We start from the raw sequence: 17,291 nt of genomic DNA on the forward strand, positions 1-17,291 counted from the left end.
GTGGTCCTGTCGGAAAGGTGAGATGCGTCATTTGACGGCGCCGGCGGTCAGGCCGGCGATGATCTGTCGTTGTGCGAACATCGTCAGCACAAGAACCGGCAGCGTCACGATCAAGGCGGCAGCTGCGAGCGGTCCCCAGCTCACCTGTTCGAAGGAGAGCATATTGTAGACGGCGACGGGCAGCGTACGGGTCTCGCGGCTGGCAAGCACGATGCCGAAGACGAAATTGTTCCAGGAGAAGATGACCGAGAGAATGAAGGCAACGACGATGCCGGGCCGCGCGATCGGCAGGGCGACGAGGCGAAAGACCTGCCACGGCGTCGCGCCATCGATGCTTGCGGCCTCCTCCAGCTCCATCGGGGTCGTTTCGAAATAACCGATCATGATCCAAACGACGATCGGCACGGTGACGACGAGATGAATGATGATCTGCGGCCAGAGCGTTCCCAAAAGATTGAGCCATTGGAACAGCAGGAACAACGGAATGAGGAAGGACAGGCCGGGCGTCATGCGGGCGATCATGATGACGATCGCGGACTTCTCAGCCTTCAGCCGCGCAATGCCATAGCCTGCCGGCACGCCGATGATGAGGGCAAGCAGGGTAGCCGCACCCGTCACCAGGATCGAGTTCCAGAAATACAGGAAGAAATTGTTTTCCTGAAAAACATTGACGTAGTTCGCCCAGGCGATGCGATCCGGAATGAGGATCGGCGGATAGGCGCCGTTGTCGATCTCGTATTTCAGCGAAAGCGAGATCATCCAGAGGAAAAACAGCACAACGGGCGAAACGATGACCAGGGCCACGAAGAACAGGCCGATGCGGTTGAGTGTCGAACGCTTCATCTCAATGTCCCTCCGCGTCCGTCCATCGCGTGCGCTGCCGCATCATCAGCAGGATGAAGGAGAGCGCGACGATGAGGATGAAGAACACCACGGCCATGGCCGAGCCATAGCCGATGTCGTAATAGGAGAACGCGGTGTTGTAGAGGTAGATGTTGATCGTCTCGGATGCCGTTCCCGGGCCGCCCTGCGTCATCGCATAGATGATGTCGAAGCTCTTGATCGCGTCGATGCCGCGGATGATGACGGCGATCATCAGGAAGGGCATGATCATCGGCAGCGTCAGATAGCGGAACTTCTGCCAGGCATTGGCGCCATCGATTTCGGCGCTTTCATAGGGTTCGCGCGGAACGGAGGCGAGGCCGCCGAGCACGATCAGCATGACCAGCGGCGTCCACTGCCAGACCTCGACGAGGACGAGTGAAGGGATGACGCTGTTTTGGTTGTAGATCCATTCCTGCGGCCCGATGCCGACCAGCGACAGCAGGTAGTTGAGCACGCCGAGCTGCGGGTGGAACATCATGGTCCAGACGAGGGCGACGGCAACGGGCGTCGCCATCATCGGCATGACGAAGACGCCGCGCAAAAAGCCGCGCAGCGGGAAATTGGCATCGAAGATGAGTGCTGCCAGCGTTCCGAAGATCAACGGGCCGACGACGGAGAGCACGGTATAGAGAACCGTGTGCCACAGCGATTCCCAGAAGCGCGCGTCGGTCGCCAGCCGGACGTAATTGTCCCAGCCGATGAAGCTCTGCGACTGGCCGAGCGTCCACTTGTTCACGCTCATCCACAGGGTGAAGACCCAGGGAAAGACGATGACGGCGGCGATGACGATCAGTGCCGGAATGACGAAAGGCCAATAGTTGGGAGCAAGCCTTTTCGGCCTGCTCCTTCCCTCAGTCGCCGCTCTGGTCTCTTCAATGCTCACGGAGGCCATTATCCCTCGCTTCGCGCCAGCACCGGTGCGAACTGTGCCGTTGCCGTCTTGAGTTCGCTTGCCGGATCGGCCCCGCCGATCATATTCGTCAAGCCGACGCCATAGATGTCGCGGAATTCCGTGACCGGGATGATGACGGGCAGAGCAAGCTGGGAGACCTTGGCGGAGCCGGCGACGGCATCCAGCCAGGCGGCTGGCATCTTGACGCCCTCGCGAACCTTCTTGTCCTCCAGAATGGACTGGCGGAAGGGAACGCCGGCGCCGGCCTGCAAGAGACGCGCGCCCATGTCATGCGAGATCGCCCATTGGCAGAAGAGGTAGGCGGCTTCCTTCTTCTGGCTGGCGGCGGTCACGCCGATGCCGTCGCCGGTGGTGGCTGCTGCCTGGGCATTCGGCCCCTTCGGCATGATGCCGTAGCCGACCTGGCCGACAACGCGGGATTTTTCCGGATTTTCGATCGGTGGTGCGAAGCCGACGCCATCGAGCCACATGCCGATCTTGCCCTGCAGGAAGGCCGACTGCGCTTCGGCCCAGTTGAAGCCGGAAATGCCGGGAGGTGCCGATTTTGTCATCAGGCGCTGATAGAGCTTGGCGGCATCCACCGCTCCCTGAGACTCCGTCTGCAGCTTGCCGTCGGCGGAAAGCGGCGTTGCGCCATAGCCAAGCATCAAGGTCGTCCAGACCGGCGTGTTGGCATTCTTCAGGCCGCGGGCGACGAAGCCGTAGGTGTTGGTCGACTTGTCGGTCAGCGCCTCGGCCGCCTTGGCCATGTCCTCGAAGGTTTCCGGATAGGCAAGGCCCTTCTTTTCGAACAGGGTCTTGTTCCAGTAGACGATCCAGTAATCGACCGAGAAGGGCAGGGAGCGCATGACGCCTGCCGAGTCCTTGGCGAACTTCAGGCCGGCCTCCGCAAAATCGTTTTCCGTCAGCGACGGATCGGTGAGCGACGGATCCTTCATGAAGCCACTGATATCGGCGAGCCAGCCGCCTTTTTCGAACTGGCGCTTTTGAACATGATAGCTCAGATGCACGACGTCGAAGCTCGGCTTGCCGGAGCTTAGCTCGATCGTGGTCTTCTGGCGCTGCTGCTGCTCCGGCGTCGCCTCTGCGTTGACCTTGATGCCCGTCAGCGCTTCGAACTCGCTCAAATATTTGAGGATCGTTTCGCTGCGCGGGCTCTTGACCAGGTTGACTTCGAGCGTCGTGCCGGAAAAGCGCTTCCAGTCGACGGCCGCCGAAGCGGTGCGGACGCCCAGAAGGCTTGCCGCGCCAAGTGCGGCCGTGCCGGCCATGAAGCCGCGACGTGTCGGATTGAAAAATGACGATGACATCCTGTTCCTCCTCCTTTGGCCGAAAATCTCCTCATTCGCGGCCCGTTATTCAAAGCTATTCAAATCTTCAGTGCGCGGTCCCGTGCTCCGCCAATGTGGGATACGAGAGCGGTAACGGCCTCTTCGGCCGATCGCCGCTCAATGGCCTCGAGCACTTTCAAATGCTCTTCCATCACGGGGCCGACATGGCCGTTGATGCGGAACCTGTCCTGACTGATAAGCCGCATCTTGATGGAATTGACCCGATAGGCATTGGAGATGATGGTGTTGCCGAGCGCGTCGATAAAGGCGTCGTGCATGCCCCAATCCACCGATTGCGCGTGCAGCTCCAGTTCCTGCGAGCTGTCGCCGGCGCGGATGGCATCGGCGATATCGCGATGATCTTTCAACAGCTTGGCGATCGTCTCGTCCGAGGCTGAATAGGTGAACAGCGCCACCGCTTCCTTCTCTAGAAAAAGGCGAAGCTGGAACGCTTCGCGGATCAGGTCCAGATCGATATGGGCGATCTGCAACCCGCGCTGCGGCACCGTCTTGATCAGACCTTCTGCTTCCAGGCGAGGGATCAGCTCGCGGATCGCTCCGAGCGTCAATCCCGTCAGCTCGACGAGCCGTCGCTGCGAGATGAACTGGCCCGGGCGGACGTCGCGCGCCAAAAGATGGCGCGTGAAGCTTTCATAGGCCTTCTCTCTCAACGTCGGTTGTTCGCCTAGTCCGTCCATCGGCAGCTCCGGGCTGTTCGGTTAGGCCGCCTTGGCGCGAAACAATGCGCCGAAAGAGGCAAAGAGCTTGTCAGAATCCTGCCCGTTCATTGACACGAGTGGCGGGCGCACGGCAAGCCAGCTTTCATCATCCGTCAGGCGGGCGAGGATCGCCTTGATGGACGGGATGACGGGATAGTTCAGCAGTTCGTCCACAAAACGCTCGACATTGGCATCGTCTGCACCCTGTTCCGCCATGGCCTGCACTTCGCGGGGAAGCAGGTTTGCCATGCCGGAGATTGCGCCCTGACCGCCGAGGCGAACCCCGCGCGCCAGATGTCGCTCGTCGCCGATCAGGATGATGAGATCGCCATGCGTCTTCAAGAGCGTTTCGGTATAGGGCCAGTCACCGGAGGAATCCTTGACGCCGACGACGACATCCGGAAAAGCCGCGCGCAGACGGCCGACGAGCGAAACCGAGAGCGGCACCATCGTGACTGACGGAATGTTGTAGACGATCACGTCGCGGGCATGCGCGCCGAGCATGGTGAAGACGGCCGCGAACCATTTGAAGAGGCCGTCGTCGCTGACGTTCTTGAAATAGGAAGGCGGCGCCAGAAGAATATTGCGAACGCCTTGCGCGAGTGCCTGGCCGGCCTGCGCGGCAGCATCCTCGGCGGCATCGACGAGAACGCCCATGACGATCTGCGAGGGAGCGATGCCCGCCGCGATCATCGCTGCAAGGACCTGCTTGCGCTCCTGCATGCCGATCGACGCGCCTTCTCCCGTGGTGCCGAAAAGCGTGACGCTCTTGCAGCCATTGGCAATGCAATGCTTCGCCTGTTCGATGACGCCGGGGATGACAATCTCACCGTCGGCGTCAAAAGGCGTTGCCAAGGCGGCCGATAGGCCAAAATTCTCTTTCATCCGATCCTCTCCCAATCTGGTGAATTAGTGCGTATCACGCTGACATGTTAGTTGTAAAGACAAGTTTCGATCAGTCGTCCTTCACAAGGTCCGGTCTGTGGATGAAGCATGTGGTGGCGAGCGGACGAGCGCCGGCATCGGCCGCGCAAATCGTTCCGCGGCATCGTTGCCATTCAAATTATCCGGCTTGCTCCGCCAAGGTGCCTTTTGGGTGCGCGCCTCGACAGTTTCTTGATGGAGCGGTTGCGTCGTCATCCGCCGACAGGCACGTAGTCCAGTCCGCCGTCGATCCGCGAAGGCCTGCCATCGAGGAAGAGCTCGCTGATGCGCGGTGCGGATCGGGCGATGACCTTGCCACGTTTGATGACAGCGAGGCGATTGGGTTTGAGGCGCAAAGCCTCCTGCGTATCGACAGCCTGCAATAGGACGAGATCGGCGTTACAGCCCTTTTCCAGCCCATAGCCCTCGAGCCCGAGCGTCCTGGCCGAGTTGATGGTGAGCGCGTCGAAGATCTTCTTCTTGTCTTCGATGCCGGCCATCTGAGCGACATGGATCGCCATGTGGCCGACCTCGAGCATGTCACCCGAGCCCATCGAATACCAGGGGTCCATCACGCAGTCATGGCCGAAGGAGACGTTAAGCCCGGCGTCCATCAGCTCGCGCACCCGCGTCATGCCGCGCCGCTTGGGGTAGGTGTCGTGCCGGCCCTGCAGCATGATGTTGATCAGCGGGTTTGGGATGACATTGATCCGCGCTTCCGCCATCAAGGGGATGAGCTTGGAGACATAGTAGTTGTCCATCGAGTGCATCGAGGTCAGGTGCGAGCCGGCAACACGGCCCTGCAGCCCGAAGCGGATGGTTTCGGCCGCCAGCGTCTCGATATGGCGCGACATCGGATCGTCGGTCTCGTCGCAATGCATATGGACGGGCAGACCACGATCCGCAGCGATCCTGCAGAGCGCTGCGACCGAGGCTCTGCCGTCCTCCATGGTACGCTCGAAATGCGGGATGCCGCCGACGATATCGACGCCCATATCGAGGGCGCGCGTGAGCGACGCCACGCCGTCCTTGGCGCGATAATAGCCGTCTTGCGGAAAGGCGACGAGCTGCAGGTCGATATAGGGTTCGACCCTTTCCTTCACCTCGAGCAGCGCCTCGACCGTCACCAGCCTGGGGTCGGAGGTATCGACATGGCTGCGGATGAACAGCAGCCCTTGCGTCACGGCGAGATCGCAATAGCGCAGCGCACGCTCGACAAGCTCTTCCTTCGTCACGATCGGACGCAGTTCGCCCCAGAGCGCGATGCCCTCGAGAAGCGTGCCCGAGACATTCATCCGCGGCAGACCGAGCGACAGGGTCGCGTCCATGTGAAAATGCGGATCGACGAAGGGCGGGCTTGCCAGCCGGTTGGTGGCGTCGATTTCCTCCTTCCCAGTCGCCGCGATCGAGGCTTCCAAGGCAGCGATCTTGCCATCCTTGATTGCGATATCGATGCCCTTGCGGCCATCGGGCAGGTTGGCATTGCGAATGATCAGATCGAACATGACGGCTCCTCGGAATTCTGCCTTGATATGACGGCTCAGCCTGCAATACGCTCGATCATATGCGCAATAGCCGCGCGATAACGGTCTGCATCGCCGCCGGCATTAACGGCGAGGGCGGCACGATCGAATGCGGCTGAAAGAATATCGGCGAGCGCTTCGATGGCGGTGTCCGGCCCGCCGCCATGGCTGAGCGCTGCTGCAAGCCCGTGCTTCAGGCTGAGCGTGGTGGTTTCCTCGTCCAGCTGTTTCATTTCGAGGAAACCCAACACGGTCGGCCCTTCGATGAGCAGAAGCCGGGTGCGTCCGACGATCCGCATTGCGTCGAGATAGGCGTTGCTCCCCGCCACCAGCGCCTCGAGCGGCGTAAATTGCTCCGGTATCGCTTGCTCTATGGCGCGCGTCACCGCAAGGGCTTCCTCTCTGACGACGGCGCGAAAGAGTGCGCGCTTGTCCTCGAAATGGTGATAGAGCGCCCCGCGCGTAATGCCGGCCGCGGCGACGATCTCCGGCGTCGAGGTCTCGGCATAGCCCTTGTCCACAAACAACGTCCGCGCGGCCGCGATGAGTGCGGCTTTGGTCTTTTCGGTTCTGTCCCGATTGGAGCGGTAGTCTTGCATGCATGCAGCCTGTATGTTATTTGAGAAAATACAGGCAGACTGTATGTTGTTTTGAGGGGGAAGTGAAGCATGAAGGTGACGAGCTATTATCCGGTCATCATGACCGAGCGCGTTGAAGAGACCGCAGCCTTCTACCTTGAGCATTTCGGTTTTCAGAAGAACTTCGCGAGCGACTGGTACGTGCATCTGCAATCGGCTGAGGATAGCGGCATCAATCTCGCCATTCTGGACGGCCGGCACGAGACGATCCCTGAGCAGGGGCGGGGAAAGGTGGCCGGGCTATTGCTCAATTTCGAGGTGGAAGATGTCGATGGCGTCCATGATCGTCTGAGTGAGGCTGGTTTGCCCATTCTGCTTGCCATTCGCGACGAGGCCTTCGGTCAACGGCATTTCATGACCGCCGATCCGAACGGCGTGCTGATCGACATCATCAAGCCTATTCCGCCGAGCGCGGAATTCGCAGCCCTTTATGCCAACGACGCTTTGCCGAAGGAGCTGTAAGCCATTGAGCGGCAATCGATAAAATCTGCCAATACAACTGTATCTTTCATTAACTAGGTCACTTCACCCATCTTTTGGTTTTCTATGCGAAAAGCCGGATGAAAGAGAGGTGACCCATGCAAGAACTTCCGGTTTCATCGAAAATCATCAAATCCGTCTTCTTCGGTTCGGACGATGGGCGGCTTTACATCCGCTTCAAGAACGGCGAGGAGCGTCAGTTCACCGGCGTACCGCAAAAGGCCGCACTGGCCATGGTAAAGGCGTCTTCGCCCGGCCAGCACTATATCGAACACATCCGCACGCAGTTCGAACGCGTCGCGTAAGGTGCGAGCTTAAAGGCGCTCAACCCGGTGAGGGAGAGGGCCTGCGCGTTTGCCGTTAACCGTGAACCCGGTCGGCAAATGAGCTTTGTAGGTCGATGCATTGATAACAGCCGAGTTGCGCTATCTATATCAATCGTAACCATCTTTCTGGGAGGAAGAGGCGTGGTTGATGAAAAGCAGCTTATCTCGAAGATCACCTGGAGGCTCATGCCGTTCCTGGGGATCCTTTATCTGATCGCCTATATCGATCGTCAGAACGTCAGCTACGCAAAGCTGGAAATGGTCGGCGACCTCGGCATGAGCGAATATGCCTATGGTCTCGGCGCTTCGCTGTTCTTCATCGGCTATTTCATCTTTGAGGTGCCGAGCAACCTGCTTCTCGACAGGTTCGGCGCCAGCAAATGGTTCGCGCGTATCCTCGTGTCCTGGGGGATCGTCACGGTCGCGCTCGCCTATACTCAAAATGCGACGATGTTCTACATCCTGCGCTTCCTGCTCGGCGCCTGCGAGGCAGGCTTCTTTCCGGGCGTGCTCTATCTGCTCACGCTCTGGTATCCCTCGGCCTATCGCGGCACCATGGTCGGCCTTTTCATGATCTTCAGCGCCTTTGCCAATGCGATCGGCGCGCCGCTGGGCGGCGTTCTTCTGGATCTGAATGGCCTCTACGGCATGGCCGGCTGGCAATGGGTCTTTCTTGTCACGGGCGTGCCCGCCATCATTGCCGGTATCATCACGCTGTTCTATCTGCCCGATCTGCCGTCGAAGGCGACCTTCCTCGCGGATGCCGAAAAGACCTGGCTCAAGGATCGGCTCGCCGCAGAAAATTCAGGCATGGAACAGAATGCTTCCGATGGCTTCAAGGCTCTCGTCAATCCGCGCGTTCTGCTGATGGCGCTTTGCTATATCGGCTTCCCGCTGGCCGCCTATGGGCTTAGCTACTGGCTGCCGACCATCGTGAAGAATTTCGGTGTCAGCAACACGACGAACGGTTTCCTGAACATCATTCCCTGGCTGCTCGTCGCCATTGCGCTCTATGTCGTGCCGGCAGCGGCTGACAAGGCGACTTCCAAGACGCCGTTCATCGTCATTCCCGCCCTTCTCGGCGCCATATGCCTCGTCCTGTCCGCCGTCATCCCGGACCATACCTTGCAGTTTGCCTTCCTGTGCATTGCAGCCGGCGGTATCTTCGCAGGCCAGCCGGTCTTCTGGAGCTTGCCTTCGCGCTTCCTACGCGGTGCCGGGGCTGCGGCAGGTCTCGCCGCCATCAATTCCGTCGGCAATCTCGGCGGATTCATCGCGCAGAACGTCGTTCCCTGGATCAAGGATTCGACCGGAAATACGATCGCACCCATGTTCTTCCTCGCAGCCTGCCTTCTTGCAGCGGCTCTTTTGGTCCTTGTCGTCGGGCGCATGGTGCCAAGCGCGCCGATGGTTGAGGATCCCAGCCATTCAGGCGCGGCGCGCGTGAAGTGATCGCGACTGCACGCCAGAACTAACAGTGGTGCGGGAGGCTCCCGCAGGCATGGCGGGTTGCGCCCTTTGGACGCAACCCGTGTTTCTTTTCATATTTATACAGAAATTGACAGATATTTACAGATTATGTAGGTTCGCGTTGGAAAGGCTGCTTTGCTCCACTGGCAGCCTCAAGAAGGACGCCAATGAAACTCTCGGTCGCCAACGACGCCAGCGCAGGCCCGACCCGCTATGGCGATGTCATCTACGAGAGGATCATCGCGATGATCGCCGATGGAAAATTCCCGGTGAACGAACGGTTGCCGCCGGAAACCAGGCTTGCCGAAATATTCGGGGCCTCCAGGCCCGTGGTGAGGGATGCGCTGGAGCGCTTGCGCGCGGATGGTCTGATCGTCTCTCGCAAGGGATCCGGCTCCTATGTCCGGCAGCGACCGGATTCGTCGGTCCTGAAGATGGTGCCGGTGGGATCGCTCGCCGACGTCCAGCGCTTCTTCGAGTTCCGCGCTGGTCTCGAGGCCGAGGCGGCCGAGCTTGCCGCGCGCGACTGGCAGCCGGCCGACAAGGAGCGCATCACGGCGGCATTCTTGAAGATCGAGGAGTGTCTTCGGGAGAGCAGGCTTGGCGCCGAGGAGGATCAGGAATTCCACGATGCCATTGCGATCGCGACCGGCAATCAGTTCCACATCACAGCGCGTGAATTGTTCCGGTCGCATTTCGCCATCGGTCATTCCGTGACCCGGAGCCTCAGTCTCAAGCGAACGCCTGAGCAGATCCGCATGGTGCAGGATGAGCATGCCGCCATCGTGCAGGCAATCTTCGCGCGGCGGGAAGCCGAAGCCCATGACGCCATGAAGAGGCATATATTGAATGCGCGCGCCCGCATGTTCCAGGGCGTTTGACGGGATGTCGGCACAGGCGGTGGCTCAATTGCTTTCGCCCGGCATTGCCATGCTTGCTTTTCGATGATCGATAAAGAGGGAGGATAAGACGATGAGCATTGAAACCATGCGCCAGGTGCTGACCGGTGTGTCCGGAGTTCCCGTCACGGCTTATGACGGAAGCGGCGCGGTGGATCCGCGCGTGACCGCTCAGGTCTATCGGCGCGTGGCTGAGGCCGGCATTCACAATATCGTCGCGGCGGGCAATACCGGCGAATTCTATGCGCTGACCCCGGAAGAAATCCGCCAAGTCCACGAAGCCGCCATATCGGGTGTCGACGGCAAGGCGCCGGTGACGGCGGCGATCGGTCGTTCACTGCGCGAAGCGATCCGAATGGCCAGGGACGCGGCTTTAATCGGCGCCTCTGCCGTCATGTCGCATCAGCCGGTCGATCCTTTCGCCGCTCCTGCTTCGCAGATCGATTACTTCCGTGAACTGGCCGAGGCTTCGCCGCTTCCGCTTGTCGCCTATGTCAGGGCCGATGGCTTCAGCGTCGAAGACATGGTTCGCCTAGCCGGTCACGGCAACATCGCCGGCATCAAATTTGCCACGACGGATCTGATGCTGCTTTCAAGAGCGATCGCGGCTTCCGATCCGGGCGGTGCGCTTTTCGTCTGCGGTCTCGCCGAAAGCTGGGCTCCGACCTTCGCGGCGGCGGGTGCGCGAGGCTTCACCTCCGGCCTCGTCAACGTGGCGCCAAAGCTGTCGCTTGCCGTCCACGCGGCCCTGGCGAAAGGCGATTTCGCTGCTGCCGGCGCCGTCGTCAACAGGCTTGAACCCTTCGAGCGCATGCGCACCAAATTCCGCAATGGTGCCAACGTTACGGTGGTCAAGGAGGCGGTCACATATTCCGGCCTGAATGTCGGCCCCGTCCGCGTCCCGGGTCTGCTGCGCCTCGATCAGAAGGATCGCGAGGAGTTGCATGCGTTGCTGCACCGCTGGCAGAATGCAGGCGATCTTTCCGTTGCCTGAAACCAGTCATCGGCTGTGTTCGTCGCCGGTTGAAAAATAGGCCGGTCCCTTCTCCTGGGCTGCCTGCGGAGGTTCTTGCATTACCCGACGAACAGCCGATCGTCGGATTGGATGAGGCTGAGGCTGAGCAGGATGGGAAGTGGTTCAGGCCCGATGCTGCGACATTGTCACTCAAATCCGGGCTCGGTCTTGCTTGCGCCCGAATGGGGTGATCTGGCGCCCGGCTCATCCACATTCCGTTCCAGTCCACGAATATGGGCACCAAGCAGGTTTACCGCCCGGTGGATGTCACGCCGCCGAAGTGCGCCGACGATCTGCCGGTGAGCATAGCTGGAATCCGGTTGCAGGTCCGTCGAACGGGCCGCCGAGAAGATGATGCGGGAATTGGCAAGCTGGAGGTCGTCCAGCATGGACAAGAGTCTCGGCATTTTGCAGGGCGCAACCAGCGCCCTGTGAAAGGCGCGATTGGCCTTTTCCCATTCGGCCATGGTCTTCGCCTGCTCCCCCTCGGCGAGCGCCTGCTCGATTTTTTCAAAGTTTGCCGCGTTCATCCGGGCGGCCGCCAGCCTGAAAGCCAGCGTTTCCAAGGCCGCGCGGATTTCCACGATTTCGCGGATCGATGCGGGGTCCAGCGGAGCGACGCGCATGCCTCGACGCGGTTCGCTCGTCGCCAGGCCCTGGGCGCGCAAGAGCTGGAGAGCTTCGCGAGCCGGGACGTGGCTCGCCTCGAATTCCTCGGCGATCCGGTCCTGGCGAAGAGGGGTTCCGGGGAGAAGTTCGCCTGAGACGATGCGCTCTCCGATGACATGGGCAATGCGCTCTGCGACTGTTTCTGCCATTCTCATATCCTAGATAATCTATGATAATACTGCTTGATCTCAATTGCGAGATGCCAATAACCTCGAAGGTGGCAGCATAATCATAGATTATCTATTATTCAAGTGCCTGATGGAGTGCTGCCCTTGGACCATCGCGCCAGGAGAGTGCCATGCAGAACGCTGACCCAGCACCAGGGACCACCGAGCATACCGAACGCGAAAAATGGACGTCTGACGCAGCCCGCGATCTCTACGAGCTGCCGTTCAACGACCTGCTGTTTCGCGCGCATAGCGTCCATCGGGAAAATTTCGATCCCAATCTCGTTCAGCTCAGCAAGTTGCTCAACATCAAGACGGGCGGCTGTCCCGAGGATTGCGGCTATTGCAGCCAGTCCGCCTTCCACAACTCCAATGTGAAGGCCACGAAGCTCATGGATACCGCAACGGTGATCGCCGAGGCCAAGAAGGCAAAACAGGAAGGGGCGACGCGCTATTGCATGGGTGCCGCCTGGAGCAGCCCAAAGCCGCGCGACGAAGCGGCGATCGTCTCGATGATCGAGGGCGTGAAGGCTCTCGGCCTTGAAACCTGCATGACGCTCGGAATGCTGTCGGACCAGCAGGCCCGCACTTTCGCCGAGGCCGGGCTGGATTATTACAATCACAATATCGATACGTCCGAACGGTTCTACCCGCAGGTTGTCACCACCAGAACTTTCGACGACCGGCTGGAGACGCTCGCCCATGTTCGCCAAGCGGGGATCAAGGTCTGTAGCGGCGGCATTTTGGGTCTGGGCGAAGAGGTCGGCGACCGGATCGACATGCTGCTCACCCTGGCAAATCTGCCCGAGCCCCCGGAAAGCGTGCCGATCAACATGCTGATCCCGATGCCCGGCTCCAAGATGGCCGCGGCTGCTCCCGTCGATGTCATCGACTTCGTTCGCATCATTGCTCTCGCCCGGCTGATGATGCCGCAATCCCATGTCCGCCTCACGGCGGGACGGGCATCGATGAGCGACGAGATGCAAGCCCTTTGCTTCTTTGCCGGCGCCAACTCGATCTTCATCGGCGATACGCTGCTGACGGCGGCCAACCCTGGCGAAGATCGCGACAGCAGCCTGCTGCGCCGCCTGCGTCTTACGCCGGCAACGCTGGAGATGCGCGAATGAGCGCCGGTCTGCTCGATCTCTATGATGTGAAGCTGCAAAAGCTTCGCCAGAGAGGGCGTCAGCGGGAGCTCAGCCGGGACATCGGATCGGACTTCACCTCCAACGACTATCTTGGCCTCGCCTCATCGCCTCGCATGCGGGCGGCCGTGATCGCCGCTCTCGAGCGTGGCGTGCCGGTCGGTGCCGGCGGCTCGCGCCTGCTGCGCGGCAATCATGCCGAGCACGAGATGCTTGAGGAGGAGGCCGCCGCCTTTTTCGGCTGCGAGCGAATGCTCTATTTCGGCGGCGGTTACGCCGCCAATCTCGCAATTCTTTCGACCCTGCCTCAGCGCGGCGATCTGATCGTCCATGATGCCCTGGTCCATGCGAGCGCCCATGACGGGATCGGGGCGGGACGGGCGGCCGCCGTTTCGGTCGTGCACAATGATGCCGCCGCCGTCGAGGATGCCATCCGTTCTTGGCGCCGGAGCGGCGGCAAGGGCGTGCCCTGGATCGTCGCCGAGAGCCTCTACTCGATGGATGGCGACCGTGCGCCGTTGGGCGACTTGGTCGAGATCGCGGACCGCAACGAAGGCTTCCTCTATATCGACGAGGCGCATGGAACCGGAGTTCATGGCAAAGGTGGGCGGGGCTACGCCGCCGATCTGGAAGGCCGGGACAATGTCATCGTCCTGCATACCTGTGGAAAGGCCTTGGGAGCCGCCGGCGCACTGGTCGGAGCAAGCCGCACGATTTGCGACTATCTCGTCAATCGGGCGCGCGCTTTCATCTATGCGACCGCGCCATCGCCGTTGCAGGCGGCAGGCGTCCGCGAGGCACTGGCTATCCTTGCAGACGAGCCTCAACGGCGCGAAACGCTGCATAATCTCGTCGCATTCGCCAACAGCCAATTTGCCGAGCGTCTAGGTCTGGCCGGAACCGGCACGCAGATCCTTCCGGTTATTATCGGCGAAAACGGCCGCACGATGCTCGTTGCCGAGCGCATGCGCGCCAGCGGCTTCGATATCCGCGCGATCCGGCCCCCCACTGTTCCGGCCGGTACGGCGCGTCTGCGCATCACAATCACGACCAACGTCGACAGGCCGACGATCGCAGCCATGGTAGACCGGCTAGCAGAACTCCTGACGACGGAGGCTTCATGAGAAACAGTCTCGTCGTAACGGGAACGGATACCGGCATTGGCAAGACGGTGTTCTCGGCTGCGCTCGTGGATGCCCTCGGCGCCTGCTACTGGAAGCCGGTGCAATCGGGTCTGGAGGACGAGACCGATAGCGAAACGGTCGCCATGCTTGGGCAGATCCCCCAGCAGCGCATTCTAAGAGAGGCATGGCGCCTGCGCACGCCGGCCTCACCGCATCTGTCGGCGCAAATCGACGGGGTTGCGATAGACCCCGACATGCTGACACCACCGCCCACGCCATCGCTCTTGGTGATCGAGGGCGCTGGAGGGCTGCTCGTGCCCCTGACCTCGAAATGCACCTTTGCCGATGTATTTGCGCGCTGGCGCTATCCGGTCATTCTTTGCGCCCGCACCGAACTCGGCACCATCAATCACACATTGCTTTCGCTTGAGGCGATGCGGCGGCGCGAGATACCCATTCTCGGCGTCGCCTTCATCGGTAACGACCGCCCCGACACGATGAAGATCATCGGGGAGATGGGCGGTGCTCCGATCCTCGGCCGTCTACCGCATCTTGATCCTTTGACCTCTGCCGCCTTGCGCGCCGCCTTTGCCGATCACTTCGATCTTTCCGTTTTCCGCGAGGTTTTCGCATGACCAGTGGCCACGCTTCCTCGCCGATTTGGCATCCCTTCACGCAGCATCAGCTTGATCCGGTGTTCAAGAAGATCGTCCGGACCGAAGGAGCCTATCTGTTCGATCATGACGGTCGCTCGATCCTCGACGCCATCTCCTCATGGTGGGTCATCACCCATGGGCATCGCCATCCCGTTATCATGCAGGCAATAGGGAGCGCGCTCGAGCAGCTCGACCAGATTATCTTCGCGGAATACAGCCATGAGGCGGCGGAGAGGCTGGCAAGGAGGCTCATCGAGCTGGCACCGCCGGGATTGTCGCATGTTTTCTTCTCGGACAGCGGATCGACGGCTGTCGAAGTCGCACTGAAAATGGCGCTTGGCCTGTTTCACAACCGCGGCGTCCCGCGTTCCCGCATCGTCGTCATGGAGCATAGCTATCACGGCGATACGATCGGTACGATGTCGATCGGCGCCCGAGGCGTGTTCAATGCCGCCTATGAACCCCTGCTGTTCGACGTCGCGAGCATTCCCTTCCCAGTGCCCGGTCGAGAGCAGGAGACGCTCGACGCACTCGAAGCATACTGCCGAACCGGAGATGTTGCCGCCTTTATCGTCGAGCCGCTGGTGCTCGGCGCCGGCGGAATGAAGATGTATCCGCCCCATCTGTTGACGGAGTTTCGACGGATCACCGCACGCCATGAGACGCTGCTGATTGCCGATGAGGTCATGACGGGCTGGGGCCGGACCGGAACGCTATTTGCTTGCGAGCAGTCGGGCGTCACACCGGACATCCTGTGCCTGTCCAAGGGGATAACCGGCGGTGCGCTGCCGCTGGCGGTGACGCTGTGCATCCCGGAAATCTTCGAGGCTCATCTCTCCGAAGATCGTGGTCGCATGTTCTTTCACTCCAGTTCATACACGGCCAACCCGATCGCTTGCGCGGCGGCGGTTGCCAATCTTGACATCTGGCGGGATGAACCGGTCCTGCCGCGGATTGAGAATATCGAAGCCATGCATCGCGACTGGCTCTCCCAATTTCAGTCCGATCCGCGTTTTGCCGCCGTCCGGCAGCAGGGCACGATCGCGGCGCTCGATCTTGCCGTGGAAACAAAAGGCTATCTCTCGGAAGTAGGTCCGAAATTGCGTGCCTTTTTCCGTGAAAGGGATCTCCTCATCCGTCCTCTCGGCAACGTTATCTATCTGATGCCGCCCTATTGTGTGACGGCACATGACTTGCAGCGAGCCTACGAGGCCATTGATGAGGCGGCCGATTTCATCGGCGCGGCCGCGTCATGAGCACCGTGTCGAGCAGGATCGCAGGCCTCGGTCACTATGTTCCCGAACGCCGCATCGACAATGCCGAGATCGAGGGGTGGTTGGGCCTGGAGGCGGGCTGGATCGAGCGAAGAACCGGCATACGCAAACGGCATTGGGCGGCACCCGGCGAAACCTTGACCGATATGGCGGCCCATGCCGGATCCATGGCGCTCGATCACGCCGGTATCGATCGTACGACGGTCGCATTGACGCTGCTGGCGACGTCCACGCCCGACCATCTGCTGCCGCCATCCGCACCTCTGCTGACGCACAAGCTGGGCCTTTCGGCCTCGGGCGCCATCGATCTCGCGGGCGCCTGTTCCGGCTTCCTTTATGCGTTGACGCTGGCGGATGGCTTCGTGCGAAGTCAGAGGAGGCCTGTCCTCGTGGTCGCCGCCAACATCCTGAGCCGGCGCGTCAACATGAAGGAGCGGGCAAGCGCCGTGGTCTTTGCAGACGCCGCCGGCGCAGTGGTTCTGGTGCCTTCCGCCGATCCGCAATCGGGCATTGTCGGCGTCGATCTCGTGTCGGAGGGCGCCGGTTACGATCTCATTTCCATTCCAGCCGGCGGCAGCGCCCATCCCTTTCATGCCGGCATGGACCCGGATCTGTTGACGATGACGATGCGGGACGGCAGGGCCGTCTTTACGAAAGCCGTTCACATGATGAGCCAATCCGCCGGCCGGGCCTTAGCACAGGCCGGATGCTTGCCGGAGGGCATCGACCGTTTCATACCGCATCAGGCGAATATCCGTATCATCGAGGCCGTCTGCGAGCAGCTGGCGATTCCTGTCGAGCGGGCGGTCAGCACCATCGGCGATTTTGGAAACTCCTCGGCCGCAACGATCCCGCTCTCCCTGTCCCTGGAAAATCGAAGGCAGCCCTTCGCTCCCGGTGAGCAGTTGCTTTTTTCCGCCGCAGGTGCGGGAATGACAGGTGGAGCAATTGTCTTTCGAATGGGTAGCGCGGCATAAAATGCAGGGCAACGCAGGCTAACCGTGACTGAAAAGAAATAGTTGCGATACGCCGAAAGAGGCAAGTCTCCATGCTGGGTGCAACGGGATATCTGCTGCGGTCACTTTTTTGAGCCCAGCGAAAAATATTTCGGTCGGAATGTCGATCCGGACCAT

18 protein-coding genes are annotated in these 17,291 nt (G+C 60.6%); 10 read left to right on the forward strand and 8 right to left on the reverse strand.

Annotation, left to right across the window (positions count from 1 at the left end; translation table 11 throughout):
- Nucleotides 1–27: 27 nt before the first annotated feature.
- The 7 genes from RHSP_RS25410 to RHSP_RS25440 all read right to left on the reverse strand — a co-directional run bounded on the left by RHSP_RS25410 (nt 28) and on the right by RHSP_RS25440 (nt 6,894).
- On the reverse strand, nt 28–843 hold the full coding sequence (locus RHSP_RS25410) for a carbohydrate ABC transporter permease (protein WP_004125251.1): 816 nt from the start codon (nt 841–843) through the stop codon (nt 28–30).
- Nucleotide 844: 1 nt separating this feature from the next.
- Nucleotides 845–1,777, reverse strand: a complete 933-nt coding sequence (locus RHSP_RS25415) for a carbohydrate ABC transporter permease (protein ID WP_004125253.1) — start codon at nt 1,775–1,777, stop codon at nt 845–847.
- Nucleotides 1,777–3,108: an ABC transporter substrate-binding protein gene (locus RHSP_RS25420; protein ID WP_004125255.1), complete on the reverse strand. Its 1,332-nt coding sequence runs from the start codon at nt 3,106–3,108 to the stop codon at nt 1,777–1,779. The genes RHSP_RS25415 and RHSP_RS25420 overlap by 1 nt, the downstream gene beginning before the upstream one ends.
- 59 nt (nt 3,109–3,167) lie before the next feature.
- Entirely contained in the window at nt 3,168–3,827 is a 660-nt protein-coding gene (locus RHSP_RS25425; protein ID WP_004125257.1) for a GntR family transcriptional regulator, read from the reverse strand.
- A 21-nt stretch (nt 3,828–3,848) separates the two neighbouring features.
- Nucleotides 3,849–4,733 carry a dihydrodipicolinate synthase family protein gene (locus tag RHSP_RS25430; RefSeq protein ID WP_004125260.1) on the reverse strand — a complete coding sequence of 295 codons (885 nt, stop codon included), beginning with the start codon at nt 4,731–4,733 and terminating at the stop codon, nt 3,849–3,851.
- Between the two features lie 251 nt (nt 4,734–4,984).
- Nucleotides 4,985–6,277, reverse strand: a complete 1,293-nt coding sequence (locus RHSP_RS25435; protein ID WP_004125262.1) for an amidohydrolase family protein — start codon at nt 6,275–6,277, stop codon at nt 4,985–4,987.
- A gap of 35 nt (nt 6,278–6,312) precedes the next feature.
- Nucleotides 6,313–6,894 (reverse strand): TetR/AcrR family transcriptional regulator, encoded by a 582-nt coding sequence (locus RHSP_RS25440; protein WP_004125264.1) that lies wholly within the window; start codon nt 6,892–6,894, stop codon nt 6,313–6,315.
- Between the two features lie 69 nt (nt 6,895–6,963).
- Here RHSP_RS25440 and RHSP_RS25445 point away from each other — a divergent pair, with 69 nt between their 5' ends.
- The 5 genes from RHSP_RS25445 (at nt 6,964) to RHSP_RS25465 (ending at nt 11,102) form a co-directional block, all read left to right on the forward strand.
- On the forward strand, nt 6,964–7,395 hold the full coding sequence (locus RHSP_RS25445; RefSeq protein ID WP_004125266.1) for a VOC family protein: 432 nt from the start codon (nt 6,964–6,966) through the stop codon (nt 7,393–7,395).
- 116 nt (nt 7,396–7,511) lie between these two features.
- Entirely contained in the window at nt 7,512–7,718 is a 207-nt protein-coding gene (locus RHSP_RS25450) for a KTSC domain-containing protein (protein WP_037154412.1), read from the forward strand.
- Between the two features lie 162 nt (nt 7,719–7,880).
- The gene (locus tag RHSP_RS25455) at nt 7,881–9,191 is read left to right on the forward strand and encodes an MFS transporter (RefSeq protein ID WP_037154416.1); all 1,311 of its coding nucleotides are present in this window, start codon (nt 7,881–7,883) and stop codon (nt 9,189–9,191) included.
- A gap of 185 nt (nt 9,192–9,376) precedes the next feature.
- Nucleotides 9,377–10,090 (forward strand): FadR/GntR family transcriptional regulator, encoded by a 714-nt coding sequence (locus RHSP_RS25460; protein WP_004125271.1) that lies wholly within the window; start codon nt 9,377–9,379, stop codon nt 10,088–10,090.
- A gap of 91 nt (nt 10,091–10,181) precedes the next feature.
- Nucleotides 10,182–11,102 (forward strand): dihydrodipicolinate synthase family protein, encoded by a 921-nt coding sequence (locus RHSP_RS25465; protein ID WP_004125274.1) that lies wholly within the window; start codon nt 10,182–10,184, stop codon nt 11,100–11,102.
- 167 nt (nt 11,103–11,269) lie between these two features.
- Here the strand turns inward: RHSP_RS25465 and RHSP_RS25470 are convergent, their stop codons facing one another.
- Nucleotides 11,270–11,941, reverse strand: coding sequence for a GntR family transcriptional regulator (locus tag RHSP_RS25470; protein WP_004125276.1), 672 nt, complete (start codon nt 11,939–11,941; stop codon nt 11,270–11,272).
- A 149-nt stretch (nt 11,942–12,090) separates the two neighbouring features.
- Between RHSP_RS25470 and bioB the strand changes: the two genes are divergently transcribed.
- The 5 genes from bioB to RHSP_RS25495 are packed head-to-tail and all read left to right on the forward strand — an operon-like array spanning nt 12,091 to nt 17,135.
- Nucleotides 12,091–13,086, forward strand: a complete 996-nt coding sequence (gene bioB, locus RHSP_RS25475) for a biotin synthase BioB (RefSeq protein WP_004125279.1) — start codon at nt 12,091–12,093, stop codon at nt 13,084–13,086.
- Entirely contained in the window at nt 13,083–14,228 is a 1,146-nt protein-coding gene (locus RHSP_RS25480; RefSeq protein WP_004125282.1) for an 8-amino-7-oxononanoate synthase, read from the forward strand. The genes bioB and RHSP_RS25480 overlap by 4 nt, the downstream gene beginning before the upstream one ends.
- Entirely contained in the window at nt 14,225–14,863 is a 639-nt protein-coding gene (gene bioD, locus RHSP_RS25485) for a dethiobiotin synthase (protein ID WP_004125284.1), read from the forward strand. Before RHSP_RS25480 ends, bioD begins: the two co-directional genes overlap by 4 nt.
- Nucleotides 14,860–16,140, forward strand: a complete 1,281-nt coding sequence (locus tag RHSP_RS25490) for an adenosylmethionine--8-amino-7-oxononanoate transaminase (protein WP_004125288.1) — start codon at nt 14,860–14,862, stop codon at nt 16,138–16,140. The genes bioD and RHSP_RS25490 overlap by 4 nt, the downstream gene beginning before the upstream one ends.
- Entirely contained in the window at nt 16,137–17,135 is a 999-nt protein-coding gene (locus RHSP_RS25495) for a beta-ketoacyl-ACP synthase III (protein WP_004125290.1), read from the forward strand. Before RHSP_RS25490 ends, RHSP_RS25495 begins: the two co-directional genes overlap by 4 nt.
- Nucleotides 17,136–17,291 lie beyond the last annotated feature (156 nt).

It is taken from the genome of Rhizobium freirei PRF 81 (genome assembly GCF_000359745.1).
Taxonomy (GTDB): Bacteria; Pseudomonadota; Alphaproteobacteria; order Rhizobiales; family Rhizobiaceae; genus Rhizobium; species Rhizobium freirei.